This window comes from Bacillus sp. SYZHCR11 (assembly GCF_057196865.1).
This window is the reverse complement of record NZ_JBXUND010000002.1, coordinates 221,370-238,641: the sequence shown is the minus strand read 5'-3', so window position 1 is coordinate 238,641 and position 17,272 is coordinate 221,370. Positions and strand designations below refer to the sequence as shown.

Annotated in this window: 19 protein-coding genes and 1 riboswitch; of the genes, 8 read left to right on the top strand and 11 right to left on the bottom strand. The window is 48.0% G+C overall.

Going from position 1 to position 17,272, the window contains the following annotated elements; translation table 11 throughout:
• Nucleotides 1-95 precede the first annotated feature (95 nt).
• The 4 genes from AC2CGA_RS07880 to modA all read right to left on the bottom strand — a co-directional run bounded on the left by AC2CGA_RS07880 (nt 96) and on the right by modA (nt 3,407).
• Nucleotides 96-1,199 carry a sensor histidine kinase gene (locus AC2CGA_RS07880; protein WP_024085790.1) on the bottom strand — a complete coding sequence of 368 codons (1,104 nt, stop codon included), beginning with the start codon at nt 1,197-1,199 and terminating at the stop codon, nt 96-98.
• Between the two features lie 5 nt (nt 1,200-1,204).
• Nucleotides 1,205-1,852 carry a response regulator transcription factor gene (locus AC2CGA_RS07875; RefSeq protein WP_069013267.1) on the bottom strand — a complete coding sequence of 216 codons (648 nt, stop codon included), beginning with the start codon at nt 1,850-1,852 and terminating at the stop codon, nt 1,205-1,207.
• A 93-nt stretch (nt 1,853-1,945) separates the two neighbouring features.
• Nucleotides 1,946-2,629 carry a molybdate ABC transporter permease subunit gene (modB, locus tag AC2CGA_RS07870; protein ID WP_014305804.1) on the bottom strand — a complete coding sequence of 228 codons (684 nt, stop codon included), beginning with the start codon at nt 2,627-2,629 and terminating at the stop codon, nt 1,946-1,948.
• On the bottom strand, nt 2,610-3,407 hold the full coding sequence (gene modA, locus AC2CGA_RS07865; RefSeq protein WP_014305803.1) for a molybdate ABC transporter substrate-binding protein: 798 nt from the start codon (nt 3,405-3,407) through the stop codon (nt 2,610-2,612). Before modA ends, modB begins: the two co-directional genes overlap by 20 nt.
• Before the next feature lie 117 nt (nt 3,408-3,524).
• Between modA and AC2CGA_RS07860 the strand changes: the two genes are divergently transcribed.
• Entirely contained in the window at nt 3,525-4,451 is a 927-nt protein-coding gene (locus AC2CGA_RS07860; protein WP_484480159.1) for a substrate-binding domain-containing protein, read from the top strand.
• A gap of 30 nt (nt 4,452-4,481) precedes the next feature.
• Here the strand turns inward: AC2CGA_RS07860 and AC2CGA_RS07855 are convergent, their stop codons facing one another.
• On the bottom strand, nt 4,482-6,338 hold the full coding sequence (locus AC2CGA_RS07855) for an LTA synthase family protein (protein WP_014305801.1): 1,857 nt from the start codon (nt 6,336-6,338) through the stop codon (nt 4,482-4,484).
• Between the two features lie 42 nt (nt 6,339-6,380).
• Nucleotides 6,381-6,863: a metal-dependent hydrolase gene (locus AC2CGA_RS07850; RefSeq protein ID WP_014305800.1), complete on the bottom strand. Its 483-nt coding sequence runs from the start codon at nt 6,861-6,863 to the stop codon at nt 6,381-6,383.
• A 183-nt stretch (nt 6,864-7,046) separates the two neighbouring features.
• On the opposite strand from AC2CGA_RS07850, the gene sspJ reads away from it, so the two are divergent.
• Nucleotides 7,047-7,187 carry a small acid-soluble spore protein SspJ gene (gene sspJ / locus AC2CGA_RS07845; protein WP_003151760.1) on the top strand — a complete coding sequence of 47 codons (141 nt, stop codon included), beginning with the start codon at nt 7,047-7,049 and terminating at the stop codon, nt 7,185-7,187.
• A 122-nt stretch (nt 7,188-7,309) separates the two neighbouring features.
• Nucleotides 7,310-7,491: riboswitch (Lysine riboswitch) on the top strand.
• Nucleotides 7,492-7,601: 110 nt separating this feature from the next.
• On the top strand, nt 7,602-9,014 hold the full coding sequence (locus AC2CGA_RS07840) for an amino acid permease (protein ID WP_014305798.1): 1,413 nt from the start codon (nt 7,602-7,604) through the stop codon (nt 9,012-9,014).
• 52 nt (nt 9,015-9,066) lie between these two features.
• Here the strand turns inward: AC2CGA_RS07840 and AC2CGA_RS07835 are convergent, their stop codons facing one another.
• Together AC2CGA_RS07835 and AC2CGA_RS07830 are read right to left on the bottom strand one after the other, a co-directional pair.
• Entirely contained in the window at nt 9,067-9,981 is a 915-nt protein-coding gene (locus AC2CGA_RS07835) for a class I SAM-dependent methyltransferase (protein ID WP_139885428.1), read from the bottom strand.
• Between the two features lie 146 nt (nt 9,982-10,127).
• Nucleotides 10,128-11,066: an iron-hydroxamate ABC transporter substrate-binding protein gene (locus AC2CGA_RS07830; RefSeq protein ID WP_073981936.1), complete on the bottom strand. Its 939-nt coding sequence runs from the start codon at nt 11,064-11,066 to the stop codon at nt 10,128-10,130.
• A 247-nt stretch (nt 11,067-11,313) separates the two neighbouring features.
• On the opposite strand from AC2CGA_RS07830, the gene AC2CGA_RS07825 reads away from it, so the two are divergent.
• The 3 genes from AC2CGA_RS07825 to AC2CGA_RS07815 are packed head-to-tail and all read left to right on the top strand — an operon-like array spanning nt 11,314 to nt 14,186.
• Nucleotides 11,314-12,351 (top strand): FecCD family ABC transporter permease, encoded by a 1,038-nt coding sequence (locus tag AC2CGA_RS07825; protein ID WP_172401312.1) that lies wholly within the window; start codon nt 11,314-11,316, stop codon nt 12,349-12,351.
• Nucleotides 12,351-13,361 (top strand): FecCD family ABC transporter permease, encoded by a 1,011-nt coding sequence (locus AC2CGA_RS07820; protein WP_003151770.1) that lies wholly within the window; start codon nt 12,351-12,353, stop codon nt 13,359-13,361. The genes AC2CGA_RS07825 and AC2CGA_RS07820 overlap by 1 nt, the downstream gene beginning before the upstream one ends.
• A gap of 18 nt (nt 13,362-13,379) precedes the next feature.
• Entirely contained in the window at nt 13,380-14,186 is an 807-nt protein-coding gene (locus AC2CGA_RS07815; RefSeq protein ID WP_003151771.1) for an ABC transporter ATP-binding protein, read from the top strand.
• Nucleotides 14,187-14,219: 33 nt separating this feature from the next.
• Here AC2CGA_RS07815 and AC2CGA_RS07810 read toward each other — a convergent pair whose 3' ends face one another.
• The 3 genes from AC2CGA_RS07810 to AC2CGA_RS07800 form a co-directional block, all read right to left on the bottom strand.
• A complete protein-coding gene (locus AC2CGA_RS07810) occupies nt 14,220-14,642 on the bottom strand; it encodes a YrvL family regulatory protein (protein ID WP_014305794.1) in 423 nt (140 codons plus the stop codon).
• A 67-nt stretch (nt 14,643-14,709) separates the two neighbouring features.
• Nucleotides 14,710-15,870 carry an oxalate decarboxylase family bicupin gene (locus AC2CGA_RS07805; RefSeq protein ID WP_003151773.1) on the bottom strand — a complete coding sequence of 387 codons (1,161 nt, stop codon included), beginning with the start codon at nt 15,868-15,870 and terminating at the stop codon, nt 14,710-14,712.
• Nucleotides 15,871-15,987: 117 nt separating this feature from the next.
• On the bottom strand, nt 15,988-16,143 hold the full coding sequence (locus tag AC2CGA_RS07800; protein WP_003151774.1) for a YvrJ family protein: 156 nt from the start codon (nt 16,141-16,143) through the stop codon (nt 15,988-15,990).
• Nucleotides 16,144-16,385: 242 nt separating this feature from the next.
• Here AC2CGA_RS07800 and AC2CGA_RS07795 point away from each other — a divergent pair, with 242 nt between their 5' ends.
• Both AC2CGA_RS07795 and rsoA read left to right on the top strand, forming a co-directional pair.
• Entirely contained in the window at nt 16,386-16,922 is a 537-nt protein-coding gene (locus AC2CGA_RS07795) for a sigma-70 family RNA polymerase sigma factor (protein WP_088005512.1), read from the top strand.
• Nucleotides 16,919-17,155, top strand: a complete 237-nt coding sequence (rsoA, locus tag AC2CGA_RS07790) for a sigma-O factor regulator RsoA (protein WP_003151778.1) — start codon at nt 16,919-16,921, stop codon at nt 17,153-17,155. The genes AC2CGA_RS07795 and rsoA overlap by 4 nt, the downstream gene beginning before the upstream one ends.
• Nucleotides 17,156-17,272 lie beyond the last annotated feature (117 nt).

Genomic DNA, 17,272 nt, shown 5'->3' with positions numbered 1-17,272 from the left:
GCTCTTATTATAAAAAAAAGAATGAACGGCCGTTAGTGCAGCTGTTCATTCCTTTGACATGAGAATCTTCATATTTTTCACATGAAAACATTCACTTATTCAACCGGAAGCAATGTCGTGACGGAAAAACCGGCCGTGCCATCAAAAATAACGGTTCCGTGCAGGACGGCCGCCCGTTCTTCCATACCGAGCATGCCGAGGCCTTTTTTAAAGCGGACGGCGCCGTTTCCGTTATCTTTCACTTCCGCTTTCACGGCTTTATTCAGCACATGGATATCAATGAAAATCTGCGTGGCATCGGCGTATTTCATCGCATTGGTTAAAGCTTCGGTTACGTTTTCCTGAATGACTCTCCAATGCATTTGCGTCAGCCTGTCCAAATCGCCTTGATGCGTAAACGGAACCGGCATCCCGTTTTTGGCCGAAAATTCATCAATAAACGTTCTTAATCTGTGAATGCCCATTTGTTCAGCGGGCGGTTTCATATTTTTCAGCGTTATGCGGATATCCTCTATGCCCTCTTTGGAAATGGTAATGGCGTTTTGGAGCAGTTCAGCCGCTTTGTCCGGATGGGAGCCGAGCATCCGCTTCGCCGCTTCCATCTGAATGAGCGCGCCGGTCATCGAATGGCCGATTTTGTCATGGATGGCTTGGGACAATCTGTTTCTTTCCTCGAGTTTGCCGGTGTACTCCGATTGTTTGATATATTCTGTGCTGCTGTGCAGCTGTTTCGTCAGTTTTTCAATGCTTGAGCGCATGCTGTCCGACTGTTCTTCATATTTCTTCAGCCGATTGCCGGACCGGGCGGCCAAAACGAAAATCGCCAGACAGAACAAGGTTATGACGATATAAGTCGGAAGGTCGCCGTACGGGATAAATAAAAACGGCAAAAACACGAGCAGGCAGAACACATAGCGGTGAACCGGATATTCGGCAAGAACCGCAAAAATGGCGGGCGGCAAAAGAAACAGAAACGCCGGATGGCCTAAGGCGGAAAGCCAAGCGGTCAATGCCAGCGTCATGAGGGTGATCCCGCGCCTCCAAGCGGGCGGCCTGATCATGCAGACCGCGATGCCCAAAGACAGATAAAGCAGCAGAAACAAGACGGCGTACGGCGTGTAAGGGCGGTCTGCCGATACGAACAAAAAAGCCGTATAAAAAATAGCGATCAGTCTGCTCATCAGCATCCAAAAATCCATACCGTTCAACGCCCGTTATCCACCTTCCCGGTGATATAAAAAATGGCAATCTGCGTTCTGTGCTCAAGCCCCGTTTTCCCTAAAATAGATGAAATATAATTGGCCGTCGTCCCTTCAGAAATGAAAAGCTGTTTTGAAATTTCCCTGTTCGAGAATCCTTTCGCAATAAGCGACATGATGCTGAGCTCTCTTTCAGTAAACTGGCTTTCATCAATCTGATGTGCGGCTTCCGCCGGCCGGAAAAGGCTGTCTTTTATTTTGTCCAGCACGGTGTCCTGAAGAATGCTGTGCCCGTTGAAAACGCTTTTGATCGCATCGCGGATCCGTTCCGGTTCGGTGTTTTTTAATAAATATCCTTTCGCGCCGTTTTTAACTGCTTCTAAAATATACTCATCGTCGTCAAATGTCGTCAGGATCATCGGCTTCGTATCCGTTTCCTCAGCGATCCGTTTTGCGGCTTCGACGCCGTTCATCACCGGCATGCGGACGTCCAGCAAGGCGATATCGACGGGGTTGTGCTTACAATACTCTGCCGCCTCGAGTCCGTTTTCCAACGTTGCTGATACAGTAAATTCCTCATATGTATGCAAAATGATTTTCATTCCTTCTCTGATGAAAGAATTATCATCCGCGATAATGACATTAATCTTCATAGCCGCACCCTTTGTGTGTTTTTGTTTCATTATATACCATCCGATTTTAAATCAAAAAGCCTCCCGGCGAAAGGTGCGCGGAAGGCAGATCGGTCAAGCGGGCTTTTTCAATTGGATGAAAAACAGCATCAGAAAAGAAATGATCACAATACAGATCACCCACACCCAGGCGAGTGTTTCATTGCCGGAGTCCATCGCGACGTAAATCGCCGTCGGCAGCGTTTGGGTGACGCCGGGAATATTTCCCGCAAACATTAAAGTCGCCCCGAATTCACCTAGCGCCCTTGCAATACTGAGAATGCTTCCGGTCAAGAGGGAGGGAAAGGCAAGCGGGACGGAAATACGGGTGAACACCTGCCACCTGCCGGCTCCGTCTACTTTCGCCGCTCCCTCGATGTCAGCATCAACCGCGGCGAAGCCGGTTTTAGCGGACTGATACATAAGCGGGAAGGCGACAATGGCCGAAGCGATCACCGCGGCCGACCACGTGAAAATGACGGGCTGGTGAAAAATCCGCTCAATCGCCCGGCCGATAAAGCTGTGTTTCCCGAAAATGATAATGAGAATGAAGCCGACAACGGTAGGCGGAAGAACGAGCGGGAGCATAAACAGGGTCTCCACAGCCGTTTTTCCGGGAAATCGCGCTTTCGCCATCCAGGCGCCGGCAAGCGTTCCGAGAATGATGACGGCGATGCCCGACGCCAAAGCCACCTCAAATGACAGTACGACGGGAGTGAAAAACTCCGAAGCCGTAATGTTACTTGGCAGTAAATCCATATTTCTTAAACACTTTCATCGCTTCATCTGACTGCAGATACTGATAAAACGCTTCTGCTTCTTTACGGTGCTTTGTATCCTTGACGATGCCGACAGGATACACGATCGGATCGTGTGTTTTCGCCGGTGCTTCATCGGTGATTTTCACCTTTTTCGAAATCAGCGCGTCTGTTTTATAGACAAGCCCGGCATCGACATTTCCGGTTTCAACATAAGAAAGCACCTGGCGGACGTCTTTTGCATAGACGGCTTTATCTTTTACCTTGTCCCACAGGGATAATGCCGTCAGTGACTGTTTGGCGTATTGTCCGGCCGGAACGGACTCAGGCGTGCCGAGCGCGATTTTTTCCGTGCTGTCTTTTTTCAGGTCATTCAGATGTGTCAGGTGTGCGCTGTTTTTCTCAGGCACGATCATGACGAGATCATTTTTCAAAAGATCCGTGCTGTCCTTTTTGTCGATATCTCCGTCATGAACGAGCTTTTCGAATTTATCTTCGGCTGCCGAGAAGAATAAATCAGCTCCCGCGCCTTGTGAAATTTGTTTTTGCAATGTGCCTGATGATCCGAAGTTGTCTTGAATGGTTACGTTTGAATGTGATTTTTCGTAGTTGGTCTGGATTTCTTCAAGTGCATCCTGAGCGCTGGCTGCTGCAGAAACGGTCAGCGTGACGTTTTCGTTTTGTCCGCCTTTGGACGATTGTCCGGATGAGCAGCCCGCAGTTGCGAGGAAAACGGCCATAGCCGCAGTTGTGAGTAGTGTCGCTTTCTTTTTCAACATTGTGCACCCCTTATAGCTAAATATCATTAGATCAAACTAATTATAACGCAATTGTACGTGATGGTGCGGTTTTTTTTCAATATCTGAACAGTTATAATAAAAACGGAGCGTGATAATATGACAGAAGCCACTTCCTATACAATAGAAGAAGTTGCGGGCCTTTTGAAGGTCTCCAAACTGACAGTATATGATTTGATAAAAAAAGGACTCATTCCGGCGTACAGGGTCGGAAGACAGATGAGGGTCGATGAAGAGGACTTAAAACAATATAAAGCAAACATGAGAATGTCAAAAAAGCCATCCGCAGCAGAAGCGCCTGACCCGTCACGCGGGCGGGAGCCGGAAAAAAGGCAGTCTGTTATCATCAGCGGGCAGGATGTGTCGATGGACCTCCTCAGCAAACAGCTGGAACAAACAATACAGGCGGCTCCGCTCCGCAAGTACAGCGGCAGTTTGAACAGCCTGATCGAGATGTACCGCGGGGCTTGTGACATCGTCAGTCTGCATTTATACGATGGGGAGACGGGGCAGTATAACATCCCGTATGTGAAGCGCATTCTTTCAGGGGAGCCGTTTGCGCTTTTTCATGTCGTGCTGCGGCAGGCCGGATTATATGTGAAAAAGGGCAATCCGCTGAACATTCAGGGCTTTCAGGACATGAGCCGAAAGGATGTCCGCATCGTCAATCGCGAAAAAGGATCAGGCGCGAGGGTGCTGCTGGATGAACAGCTCAGATCAATCGGCATCACGCCGTCTGATGTCGCCGGATATCATGACATTGTCACGGATCATCTGTCAGCGGCTTCACAAGTATCAAGCGGAAAGGCGGATATCGGAGTCGGGTCGCTGCATGCGGCGCATATGGCAGGCACGGACTTTATCCCGGTGATCAGTGAGCAGTACGATGTGGTCGTCTTAAAACAAAACCGGGAGCTTGTTCAAAGCGTGCGGGACATTCTTAATTCTGAGGAATTCAAGTCTCAGCTTTCTCAATTATCCGGATATGATACGAAAATGACAGGACGGCTCATATATGAAACATGAAAAATCCCTCCATATAACGGAGGGATTTTTTTATTGCTTATAAAACCGCAGCAGGTCGCCGTTTAATATTTTATCGGAAAGCATCAGCTCTTGTTCCGCTTTTTCTTTCTCATCGCTGCACGCGCTCATGTCAGAAAGCGGTTCACCCGTTTTACGGCTGTAACACGTATTTTTCGTATAAATATGGTCATTCGTGATAAAGCTGCCGTTTCTCAGCACCGCAAACGGAGTCCGCTCTCCGGAAAACAGATCATTGCCGAACTGAATGCTGCCTTTCGTTTCAATGCCGAGCAGGTGAAGCAGCGTCGGCCTTACATCAACCTGTCCCGCGGCCGAAGCAATCGTTTCGGGCGCACGGTCGGTCACCCCGGGAATATGAATGATAAACGGCACGCGCTGAAGCTGAACCGTATCAAACGGAGTGATTTCCTCTTTTCCTAAGAATTCGGCAAGTCCTTGATTATGGGCTTCGGATATACCGTAATGATCTCCCATCAGGACGATCATCGCGTTGTCATACAGCCCTTCTTTTTTCAGCTTCTTGAAAAAGTGTTTCAGAGCCTCATCTTCATAGCGGACCGTCGTCACATAGCGGTTTAATAACTCGCTGCTTGTGTCCGGTTCCTCAATGAGCTGATCCTGTTGATCAATTTCAAAAGGGAAATGGTTGGTCAAAGTCAGCAGACTTGCGTAAAACGGCTGCGGAAGCTTCTTTAATTTTTCCGCTGACTGTTCGAGAAACTCCTTATCCTTCAGGCCCCAGCCTGTTGAATTTTCCTGTGTCACCTTAAATTCATCCGCGTCGAAAAAACGGTCGATTCCGAATGCCCCGTACATCTCATCCCGATTCCAAAAGGCTTTATGATTGGCATGCAGAACGGCTGAGTAGTATTGATGATCTTTTAACATATGGTACATCGTATTGAACCGGTGGCCGCTTTTTGTAAAAAAAACGGCGCCGCTTGAAGACGGATACAGCGAATTCGCAGTAATGAATTCTGAATCTGATGTTTTTCCCTGTTCAGTCTGCTGATAAAAATGAGTGAAGTCATAACTTTTTTTTCGCAGTTTGTTTAAAAACGGGGTAATCTCCCGTCCGCTGACCCGCTCATCCATTACAAAACGCTGTGTTGATTCGAGCGTAACAAAAATCACATTGCGCCCCTTTGCAAGCCCGAATTTTGAATCGGACGGCCTGCTGTAGCCGGCTTGAGTGTAATTCGCGACCGCCGCAAGGCTGTCTTCATCGGCGAACGCTTTAGCCCCTGCATTCAGCGTCTGCGAAATGGTGTCATACAAATGAAAGTGGAACAGGCCGATTCCTTTTACGAGCGCTTCACGATCAAAAGGGTGCTTGAACAGCTTCGGCTGCTCGGCCTCAGACAGCGCAAGGTTGCACAGCATGAGGCCGGCTGATGCCCACGCATACGCTTTAACGGTACGGGCGCCCGCTTTTCCTTTATCGGCTTTATGCCTTTTTCCAAGATAAAACAAAATCGCAATATCCAAAAATAAAGCGATATAAAGCGGGTGAAACAGCTCTTGGACGCTGCTTCCCATATCACCCATATTGCTTGCCTGAAACAAAACCGGTATGGTGATAAAATCAATATAAAACCCGTAAAACACCGTATTCGCGATTAAAATTCCCGTCAGCATCACATTTGCCGAAAGCAGAAAGATCCGCTGTTTTTTTTCCGTCAGCAAGAGGGCGATGCCGAACAGCGGCACAATGAAGCTCAGCGGATTAATAAGGAGCAGACATTCCTCAAGAACCGAATTGTTCTGCAGACCGAAACCGAGCTTATACACGGCATAGGTTTTCATCCACATGAACAGGATGGACAGGCATAAAAACCGATGATTGCTGAAAAAGGTTTTCTTCATATGTATGACTCCTCACCCTAAAAGCGAAAAGACGCTTTTTGTTTAAGAGATGCGGCCGTGAACCAGTTCGTATAAATAATAGCAGGATACAATCGTTAAGCCGGCCAGCACAAGCTGCTCCGAAAAGCTCCCCGTTCTCATATAAAGGGGAAGACGGAAGCGGATGGCGGACGGAAACAGCAGTTTAATGCCGTTGACGGTCCATGCGTCAAGTACAAGATGGCTTGCCATTCCGATCATCAGTCCGGCGGAAATGCTCGGATTCGGAATATACGAGGCCGTAATGAAAAACATAATAAGCATAAACAGCAGGCTGTGTGTAAACGTTCTGTGCCCGAACACCGTGCTTACGACTTTGGACAGAACGGGCAGCGTCCTGCCGATTTTGCTTTTCGTATGGCATATGTCGGGAATCAGCGCCCCGAGGGCACCCGCTGAGGTCATAAGGACCGGATCATACCCGTAATAATACGCAATTGCGGAACAAGAAGCGATGCCTCCCATGATGTGTGTTTTTCCTGTCATTTTTCGCTTCTCCTTTTTATTTTTGCCAAAATCCCCTGAATTACAAATATATCAAGAGAATGCATGTTTGATCAACAAACTTTACCTGTTCCGCCAAAAGGAAGGAGACGCGGATTCCGCATATTCTGCCGCGGAAAAAGACACATTATAGGTGTACCTATATTTGATAAAGAGGTGATACAGATGGCTTTCTTTAACAAAGAAAAAGGAAAAAACAGCGATAAAAACAAAAACGTCATTCAAGGCGCGCTTGACGACGCCAGTGCAGCTCTGAAAGACGATCCGCTTCAAGAAGCTGTTCAAAAGAAAAAAAACAACCGCTGACCATATAAGACGGGTAGGGCGAACGCTCTATCCGTTTTCCATCTAATATTTCCCTTTGACAGATCTTTTTATCTCTGATAACCTCTGAGTAGAATTGAATGATAAAAATCCTCACTCTTTCTCGGTGAGGTAGAGGTTGCGCTTGATGATGAGTCGCACATGCCAGGCTGATAAGGGGCCGCAAAACATGTGTTAAAGGCATCAGCGCCGAAGTGTAAAGAAAGCCGATCCTTCTTTATGCTGGGACTGTATCTGAATAAGTGCAGGACTGCCGCGTGCTTTTTCGCGGAGGGCTATCCGGAGATCAAGGGTGTGTGTGTTTCTTTAAGCATGGACTTTTGTTCAGGCTTTTTTTGCGTGTAAATATGGTCTCGGGGTCTGGTCCGTACGAATGAACAACCAGGAGGTACAGGAATGGAACAGACGAAAAAATGGGGTTTTTGGTTATTAACGGCGTTTGTCGTAGGAAATATGGTAGGCTCGGGCATCTTTTCGCTCCCGAGTACGCTCGCAAAAATCGCGAGCCCGTTCGGCGCCACATCGGCATGGCTTTTAACGGGAGCCGGTGTGTTAATGATCGCGCTGGTCTTCGGCCACTTATCCATCCGCAAGCCTGAGCTGACGGCGGGGCCGCAAAGCTATGCGCGTGCGCTGTTCAGCGATCGGAAAAAAGGGAATGCTGCGGGCTTCACGATGGTGTGGGGCTACTGGGTGGCGAGCTGGATCAGCAACGTGGCGATCATCACGAGCCTTGCCGGATATTTAACATCATTTTTCCCGATTTTAACGGATAAGCGTGAAATGTTTTCGATCGGCGGTCAGGCGGTTACGCTCGGCCAGCTGCTGACGTTTGCCGTATGTACGGTTTTATTATGGGGCACTCACACAATCCTCGTCACCAGCATTAACGGTGCGAGTAAATTAAATTTCGTCACGACGTTTTCAAAAGTATTAGGATTTATCTTCTTTATCATTGCAGGTTTGTTTGTATTTCAAACGTCGTTTTTCGATCATTTTTATTTTCCTGTTCAAACAGGTCCTCACACGGTTGAGGGAATCGGCGGACAGATCCACAATGCGGCGATTTCAACATTATGGGCGTTCGTCGGAATTGAATCGGCAGTCATTTTATCCGGGCGCGCCCGTTCGCAGCGCGACGTGAAACGCGCCACCATTACCGGATTATTGATCGCGCTTGGCATCTATATCATCGTGACATTGATTACGATGGGCGTGCTTCCGCATGGTAAGCTTGTCGGCTCGGAAAAACCGTTTGTTGACGTATTGTACGCGATCGTCGGCAGCGCGGGAAGCGTCATCATGGCGATTCTGGCGATTTTGTGTCTGTTCGGAACGATGCTCGGCTGGATTCTTCTCGGTTCTGAAGTTCCGTATCAAGCGGCGAAATCAGGAGACTTTCCCGCTGCTTTTGCAAAAACGAATAAACAGGGAAGCCCGGTTGTGTCGTTAATCGTAACGAACGTAATGTCACAGATCTTTATCTTTTCGGTTATTTCCCGGACGATCAGTGACGCGTTTACGTTTTTAACGACGGCGGCGACGCTCGCTTATCTGATTCCGTATCTCGTGTCAGCGTTTTACAGCCTGAAGCTCATTTTTACGGGTGAAACGTATGACGAGATAAAGGGTTCAAGAGTAAGAGACGGTATCATCGCCATCCTTGCCTGCATTTATTCTTTTTACGTCATTATTACCGGAACGGCCGATTTAACGACCTTTATTCTCGGTATCGGGCTGTTTTTCGTCGGTTTGCTGTTATATCCTTTCGTCTCAAAGAAATTTGCAAACAACAGACCATCGGTATGACAAAAAGACATCTCACGTCTGTGAGATGTCTTTTTTTGTTTGCGGCAGCGGATTACTTTTTGACGGCGTGTATATAATGAATGGTCTCAAATGAGGTTAAATGGTCAGTGCGTCCGCTGAAAAAACGGTCATTGACGTCCGCCGGAGATACATGTTCATAAATAAGCAGACCTGATGATTCTAATATTTTTTCGATTTCTTTATAACTGAAACACGATAACATCGGTTCTCCGCCTGCTGCAGCCATTTTCACCATGTTTTCCACTCTGTTTGACAGTCCTCTTTCTTCAAAGAGCGACTCATCTGCATAATCAAACACGATAGAGCTTCCCGGCGGGACTTCGGCAAATAATTGTGTGAGCAGGCGGGCGAGATGCTCTTTTGTAAGGTAGTATGACACACCGAGCAGGCTGAAAAAGGTTTTTTGGCGTGAAAAACCTTCCTGATACAGACGGCTGAAAGAAAGCGAAGCGGCGAAGTCCATCGGTACAAAATGAAGATGATGGGAAATGTCGAGATTCAGATGTTTCAATCTGTTTATTTTGTCTTCCTGTGAAGCGGGATGATCAATTTCAAATATGTCTAACGCGTTTGTTACCTCAGGATGCCTGAAACAGAAAGTATCGAGCCCCGCGCCAAGGATAACATACTGTTTGGCCCCGAGCTTCACTTCATTCAAAAGCACTTCTTCACAATATGCGGCACGGGCTAACGGTGTAGGAGACAGCTGTACTTGAGTCACCCATTTTAAGATGTCATCCGGTTGGCCTTGAAGCCTCTGTGCCATGTCTTTACTGAAAAATGATATACCTTGAATCAGATGATCGCGGATGTCCGAATGCTCTTTTTCGGAAATCAGATCTTGTGCCATAAAATCATCAAATATCACCGGGGTGTCGTATTTACTGTGGTACGCCCTTCCGAAAGCGGACAGCAGGGAAGTCATACTCGCCTTGTTTTCTTTCATATAAAGATCCTCCGTTATTTACATCAATCTCCGGCCGGGAGAATCTTATTATACATGTTAATCCAAAAATGTAAATTATAACATAAATAAATTTTTTTGTCAAGTTTTAAGCGTAATAAAAAGCCGCTGTGACAGCGGCTTCGGGGTTACTTCGTTAAGCTTTTTGTGATGTAGTCGAGCTGGCCTTCAAGTGAGATCGGGTCTGAGAAATAGAAGCCGATCGGATCAATGCGGTAGACATGGTTTTGTTTGACGGCATCGAGGTTCTTCCAGATTGAGCTGTCAAGCACGCCTTTGTCGTCACCGCCGGCCTGCCATGGCCCCATAAAGATGTAGTCTCCCGCGAAGTCAGGCAGTTTCTCGAGTGAAATGCTGGCGTAGCCCGGCCCTTGATTAATGGCTTTTTCCTGCGTCAGTTTTGTGGCCTTCAGCCCGAGTTTGTCATAAATGATGCTTCCGCCGCGGCCGAAGTCTTTACCGAATACATAGATGTCTTTTCCGTTTGTCTGCATGATGGAGATGGTTTTTGAGCCGACCGCTTTTTGAACCTTTGTTTTAGCGGCAGCGGTTTTCTTATCCCATTCAGCCAGCCATTTGTCTGCTTTATCTTCAGTGCCTGTCATTTTCGCAAACTCTTTGAATTGATCAATGTTGCTGAGCTTGTCATATTTAATGGCGATGGTCGGCGCGATTTTTTCCAGTTTTTCAATATCGGCGCCTTGTGTCGTCCAGACAACGATTAAATCCGGCTTTAAGTCAATGATTTTTTCAACGGACGTGCCGTCGCCGATGTTTGTGACACCTTTTGTTTTCCCTTTGTAATAAGGGTTTTTAAATACGTTTTGCGGCGCGCCGACAACATTGATGCCGAGCTGTTTAAAGTCGCCGTAGTAGCCGTCAGCCATGACGACGACCCGTTTCGGGTGCTTCGGAATTTTAATATTGCCGTTTTCGGCTTTATACGTGATGGTTTCTTCTTTTTCAGAAGAACCTTTTGTGTCTGAAGAATTGCCGCATGCGGCCAAAGCGGCGAAGAGCAGCACGGCAATCAGCGCTGCGCCGATTTTCTTGTATGTATGGAACATCTGACATTCCTTCTTTCATAAAAATTAGTGATAAAGAGAATCATTATCAGTGTGATTATATCACTGCTTTCATAGAGAAGCACGCTCTTTTTAAAGAAAAACTTTCTTTTTTTATATGAAATTAGGTCTATTAAATGAGAAGATAAAAGTGCTATACTGAAACAAGTCATTGATAATCATTATCATTACCATTCTTGTTTTGAGAAAGGAAGAACGAGTGTTGGGTCTATTGAAAAAGAAACAGACAATGACGGCTCAAGGGGCATCAGGGAGTGAAATCCAGTGGACGGCGCGTTCATTCCGGGCTGCTGTGCTGCTGTGTGCCGGTATTGCGGTTTTATTGATCGGCGCCGCTCTGTCTGTTTCCATCGGAGCTGCCGATATTCATCTGCGGACGGTGTGGGATGCTCTCTTTCACTTTCAGCCGCAAAATACATCTCATCAAATCATACGCGATCTGAGGCTGCCGAGAACCGCCGCCGCCGCGCTCGTCGGGGCTTTTTTAGCTGTGTCCGGAGCGATTATGCAGGGGCTGACGCGGAACCCGCTTGCTGAGCCTTCCATTATGGGCGTGACGTCGGGGTCAGGATTTGCGATCGCATTGGCATTTGCTTTTTTTCCGGGTCTGTCTGCGGCGGGACTTGTTTTGTGGTCCTTTGCGGGAGCGGGAATCGGAGCGCTTATTGTGTTTGGCATCGGCCTGTTTTCAAAAGGCGGTCTGACACCGGTGAAGCTCGCGCTGGCCGGTACGGCAGTCGGCTATTTCTTAACGGGGCTTTCAAGCGCGATTGCGATCCGTTTTGATGTCGCCCAGGATGTGAAGTTCTGGTATGCCGGAGGAGTCGCTTCCGTCAAATGGGAAGGCGTGCAGCTGCTTTTGGCGGCCGGGGTTATCGGACTTTTGCTGGCATTTCTGATTGCGCGCTCAGTGACGGTGCTGAGCTTGGGTGAGGAACTGGCCAAAGGGCTCGGGCAGTACACATCGCTTGTGAAAGTAATCGGAATGTTTGTCGTTGTCCTCTTGACGGGGGCTTCAGTCTCAGTCGCCGGAGCCATTTCTTTTATCGGCTTGGTGATTCCGCATATCACCCGATTTTTAGTCGGAGTAGATTACAGGTGGATCATTCCCTGTTCGGCGGTATTCGGCGCCGTTCTGTTAGTCTTCAGTGATATTGCCGCAAGACTCGTCAATGCGCCGTTTGAAACACCGGTCGGCGCTTTAACCGCCCTTATCGGCGTTCCCTTTTTCTTTTATTTGGCGCGCAGGGAAAGGAGAGGGCTGTAATGAATGTAAAATCGAAAAAACCGCTGGCGGTCATGGCCGTTACGTTTGTGCTCATATGCATCGTCTTTTTTATCAGCTTAAACATGGGTGTGATCCGGATTGCGCCACTTGATACGATGCGTGTCTTTTTCGGACAGGGGGATGCCCGGGATCAGCTCGTTTTATTTGAATTCAGACTGCCGCGCATGGTGCTGTCATTGCTTGTCGGTGCAGGAATCGCGGTTTCAGGCGCGATTTTTCAAAGCGTGTCTCAAAATGACTTGGCGGAGCCGGGCATTCTCGGTATTAACGCCGGGGCGTCTTTGGCGGTCGTTCTGTTTATCTTCTTTTTCCAAGGGTCAGCTGTTGATCTAAGCATGGCCAGTACATGGCTGCTTCCGGTGAGCGCTTTGGCGGGGGCTTTTCTGGCTGCGCTGCTCATCTATGTGCTGGCTTGGAAAAAAGGCGTTTCACCTGTCCGGCTCGTTTTGGTCGGGATCGGTGTCAATGCGGGGTTTAATGCGCTTCTCTTGATTTTTCAGCTGAAAATGGACCCGCGGGATTTCATGCAGGCGCTTGTATGGATTTCCGGTTCGATTTGGAACGCCAATTGGAAAATGGTGCTGTCCATTTTGCCGTGGCTGCTGGTTCTTTTACCGTTCAGCCTCTATAAAGCCAGGTATTTAAATGTGCTCCAGCTCGGTGATCAGCTGGCGGCGGGGCTTGGCACCAAGGTTGAAAAGGAGCGGCGCGTTCTGCTGATGTCCGCCGTTGCCCTGACCGCGTCATGTGTTGCGGCAGCCGGCGGAATCGCTTTTCTCGGACTCATTGCGCCGCATTTGGCCAGAAGGCTTACCGGGCCGCGCCACCAGACGCTTATCCCGGTTTCAGCTTTGATCGGAGCATTTTTATTTCTGCTTGCCGATACGCTGGCGAGAAATGTGCTTGCACCGTCCGAAGTTCCCGTCGGCCTGGTGATTTCCGTGCTCGGAGCGCCGTATTTTGTATATTTGCTGATGAAAACGAAATAGAGGAAGGAGACTGCCGCGATGAACTCATTATCGGCGGAACAGCTTACTGTCGGTTATGGCGACCGTTTGATAGCGAAAGAATTGGATATCGCCATCCCGAAAGGAAAAATTACAACGCTGATCGGTCCGAACGGCTGCGGAAAATCGACGGTTCTCAAAACGATGTCAAGAATCATGAAACCGAAATCCGGCGCCGTCTATTTAAACGGACAGGCGATCATGCAAAAATCCACGAAGGACATCGCCAAGGAAATGGCAATACTTCCGCAGACACCTGAAGCGCCGAGCGGGCTGACGGTGTACGAACTTGTTTCTTACGGCAGGTTTCCGCATCAGTCCGGAATGGGCCGCTTGAGTGATAAAGACCGTGACATGATCAAATGGGCGCTTGAAGAGACGGGGATGGCCGAATTTTACGACCGGCCGATCGAAGCGCTTTCCGGGGGGCAGCGGCAGCGTGTGTGGATCGCCATGGCGCTCGCTCAAGAAACGGAGCTGCTGCTTCTTGATGAACCGACCACTTATTTAGATCTCGCCCATCAGCTTGAAATTTTGCAGCTGCTGGACAAATTAAACAAGGAGCAGGGCCGCACCATTTTAATGGTCATTCATGATCTGAACCATGCCGCCCGTTTTTCCCATTACATGATCGCGCTGAAAAAAGGGCGCGTCATCAAGGAAGGAACGGCGGAGGAAGTCATGACTCCCGGTATATTGGAAGACGTGTTTCAAATTGACGCACAGATTGTAAAAGATCCGCGCACGAACAAACCGGTCTGCTTAACCTACGATTTAATCCGGCATGAAAACGCAACGGTAAGATGAAAAAAACGCAGAGCCATTCCGGCCTGCGTTTTTTTATTGCGCCCGGGTCTGCTTTTGTCCGGAGACGCATTTATCCAAAACGAAAAAAACCCCCGCCACAATCAGCTCCTCCGTCGTTGACAGCCAAATCTTTTCAATCAGTTTATCCGTCGTATACGCGGTCATCCAGAGGAACAGCAGCTGAACGGTGCCGGCTAAAAGGAGAAAAGGCAGCCTGCCCGTCCCAAAAAAGGTAAAGCTATGTATCATCAGCCGCTCAAGCGGTTCAAAACATAAACCGAGAAGAATAAAAAGCACGGAAAAAAGCAGGACGTACGCCATCGATCCGTAGCTCGTCCCGGCTAATGAAAATACGGCCATCATCACGATGAAATACCCGAATAATACGGCAGCGGCTGCCAGGGCATACCGGAGCACCTGAAGAAAAAACATTTTCGTCCCGTTTTGATTGATCATCTGTTCAGCTCCTTTTCACACAGAGGAGACTTGCAGAGACGGAACTCTGCAAGTCGGGTGTGTATCTTCAGCATTTCTTTTTGACGACAGGGTGTTTCTCTTTCGAAAGAATATCCGTAAAGTCTTTGCCCAGATCCAGATGCTGCTGGACGAATTTCTCAGGAAGCATGGCAAGCCATTGGTTCAGGGACACATCGGCATAGTGGTCATCTTTGAAGATTTCCAGGAAGACGAGCGGCTCATCCCCCAAATTCTCCACATAGTGGCCCATTGCGAACGGGACGTAACCGACATCCCCGGCCTGATAGTTAAATGTTCTTGCATGGCCGTCCGATGCAAAAACCGTCATCCGCCCTTTACCGGAAATATAATACTGCCATTCATGCGTATTCGGATGCCAGTGCAGCTCTCTCATTGCGCCCGGTTCGACCACAACAAGCGCTGAAGCGATCGTTTTGGACACTTTGAAGTTTGTGGAATCCGCGATATATACTTTGCCGCCGTCCGTCTCAGCAGTCGGACCTTCATCCAGCAGGCGGTAAGTGAACGGATAAGGCACTTCGCCGTTCGGGCCTTCCACAATGTCGTCTTTCAGCTTCCCGGGAACCGGCTCTTCAAAGATGTATTTTTCTTTCCGAGGCAGGCCGGCGAGGTCTTTTTCTGAAACCCCGAAATTGTTGGCGATGACATCAAGCGGCGTGTGGGCAAGCCAGTCAGTCACTTGGAATGTGCTGTTTTCTGAGAAGGAACCGTCATCAAAAACCAAGAGGAATTCACAGCCTTCTTTCAGCGCCTGAATGGAGTGCGGCAGGCCTGACGGGAAGTACCACAGATCTCCTTCCTTCACGTCATCGATAAAACTGCGTCCCTGTTCATCAACGATCGTGACCCGCGCTTTGCCCGTCAGCATATATGCCCATTCGGCTTCTTTATGCCAGTGCAGTTCACGGATGGCGCCCGGTTTTAAACGCATGTTGACAGATGCCAGATTTTCAGAAATCGGCAGCTCGCGAACGGTCACCTCACGCGCGTACCCGCCCTTTTCCAGCCGGTTATGCACATCTGAGAAAGAGAATTTCATATTATCCACTGTGCCGTGATCCGTTTCCGGCGGCGTCAGCATATCCGGATTTTGGCGGTCTCTTTCAAGATTGCGCGGAATCGTGACGGTCGCTCCTTTGTCTCCTCTGATCGGCTGCGGGATATTGCAGTTGTTTTCTTTTGACATGTAAATCGTCTCCTCTCAAGCTTTGTTTTTTCAGAAAGAGAATGTGAAAGGCCTTTCGTTTTCCCTTCTGCTTTGTTAAGTGATGCGTTCCGATGAAAAGTCAACTTCGTGTGAAAATTAATTTTTCATTTTCTGCTCTTTCAGTTCCGTCATCAGTTCGATCAGGGCGTCAAACTTCTTCTCAAACCGTGTGAGAAGATACATGGCAATCAGAGCCGGAAAGCCGAGATTGCCGATCTGTCTGACCGCTTCTTCTATAAAAACCTGATCCATTGTCAGCCACCTCCTGACTTGACCTGCAGTCATGTATATAAGTGAAAGAAAGAGCGGCTCCTGTAAACCTGATATCCCGGTTGAGGGTCTTTTTTTTGTTCCGGCAAATCCGGGACATAAGGAATGCGGAATCTTAGTCGGAAAGGAGTAGTTTACTTTTTTTTGCTTTCTTTCATTTAATTTAAATAGGGGGCGGTTTTATGGACTATCAAGTTCTTTTACGGTCAAAATGCAAGGAAATTATGAAACATCCGATCGTTAAACATTTTTTAAGTGACCCAAAGCATTACGAGAAATTTAAAAATGTGCTGGAACATTCAGACGAGAAGGATGCAAAATCATTGGACGACCATTTTAAACAGTTTTATAAGGAAATCCGGATCATCAAATATATGAACTCTATGATCCGGATTTTCTCCATCGATTTTGACAAGCGCATCCGTAAAAATCAGAATCGCTATCCGCTGACGGTGGATCAGCCGGAGGGAGGTGAAGCGCTTCCCTATGAAATGGGAAAAGACGCGTATGAAGAGTTTCTGCGGAAGCAGGGAGATTTGAGCCAGCATGTCCAAAACCGTGATTTATACGAAGCGCTTCAGACGTTAACCGATAAACAAAAAAGCGTGCTGACGAATATTTATCTTCACGGAGCGACGATGAAGGAGATTGCCGAGTCGCTGGGTGAATCACGGCAGAACATTTCCAATATTCATAAAAAAGGGCTCGACAATCTCAGAAAGCAGCTGGACAAGCAAAAAAAGGGGGAAAATAAGCAGTGAACGGGCCATTTGACTTCAACAAAGAGAACACAGATACCGACGAAATGGAACTTTTGATTTCACGTTTTTCGCCAATGATAAAAAAAAAACTGAGCAATACATCATACCAGGAAAGAGAAGACCTTGAACAAGAATTGAAGATTAAAATAGTTGAAAAAGCGGACATGCTGTTATGCCAGGAAGTGCCGGGTTTTTGGGAATTTATTCTTCATCTTATAAATGAAAGCTCCTGACAAAAACGGCGGAATGATGGATATTCCGCTCTGACAACGTGAGAAAAACGAGAAGAGATGTCCGTCTCGTTTTTCTTTTCTGTTTCCCCGCAAGACCTCCGCACTAAAAAGGTACCA